1 protein-coding gene is annotated in these 1,103 nt (G+C 57.0%); it reads right to left on the bottom strand.

Annotated features, from left to right (window positions below; all coding sequences use genetic code 11):
• Window positions 1-361 precede the first annotated feature (361 nt).
• Window positions 362-1,103, bottom strand: a 742-nt coding sequence (locus QCE69_RS39290; protein ID WP_309936148.1) for an IS110 family transposase, incomplete at its 5' end; no start/stop codon positions are given.

The raw sequence follows: 1,103 nt of genomic DNA on the forward strand, positions 1-1,103 counted from the left end.
CCGTGATGAAACCACGCTCGTTCATGGTGAGCCCCTGGAAGACGCGCCATCGTCAGCGTGCGCCTTACAGGGCAAAACCGGACATTTCTAATGAGCCCAAACCCGACATTACTTATATGGTCGCCTCCCATTTGCAAGGTAATTGTGCGTGGCGAGGAGGGTGGTTGCGGACTTATATCCGGACTCGATCGCGGGACGTGCCCGCCGGCCCCGATGGATTTCGCCGCAAAGGTCCTAATCTAAAAAGCGGACTTGATGTCCGAGTAATGTCTCAGGCTTGCCTTTGCGCGGTCCAACCTGTCTTGCCATCGTTCAATCTACCTGTGCAACCGTGGATAGGTTCTAAACTTGCGTAGCTTGCTTACTGCGTTGGTGAGGCTTGATATGTTCGTCCGTACGCCAGCAGCGCCCAGATCGTTCGTGCCATCTTGTTGGCGAGTGCAACTGCTACGACGTTAGTTGGACGTCGGGTGAGCAGCAGACGCAATCGTTCAGGTAAATGTCTGGAGCTCGAGATAACCGATCGCGCACCGTGGATCAGTAGCGTTCGCAGATACACGTCACCGCGCTTGCTGATGCCACCGAGCTTCGTCCTGCCACCGGAACTGTTCTGTCGCGGCACCAGACCGAGATAGGCGGCGAACTCGCGCCCGGACCGGAACGAACTTGCTTGTCCAATGACTGATACCGCCGCTGTCGCGGTAAGTACGCCAACGCCGGGAATCTCCGAGATGCGAAGGCATGCGTCATCGTTGCGCCGCCAATCGGTAATGCGTTGTTCGAGCCGTGCGATCTGCTCGTCGAGCGCACTGAGTCGCGAGAGCTGATCTTGCAGACTATCCGTTAGCATCGCGGGGAGTTGATTGCCCAGAGAGGCCAGCGCCGCCTTCGCAGCCTCAATCGATGGCCGGCGACCTTGTGGGAGAACAACGCCGAATTCATACAGCAATCCGCGAAGCTGATTGATTTGCATGACGCGGATGCGAACCAGTTGTTGGCGTATCTGGATAGCGTCAAGCAGCACGGCCGGTTTACCGACAATCATTTTGGCCGGTCGACCGGGATGATTGTCGGTCGTTATCCGGTCATGGTTGTCGCTCCTT

It is taken from the genome of Caballeronia sp. LZ032 (assembly GCF_031451315.1).
GTDB lineage: Bacteria > Pseudomonadota > Gammaproteobacteria > Burkholderiales > Burkholderiaceae > Caballeronia.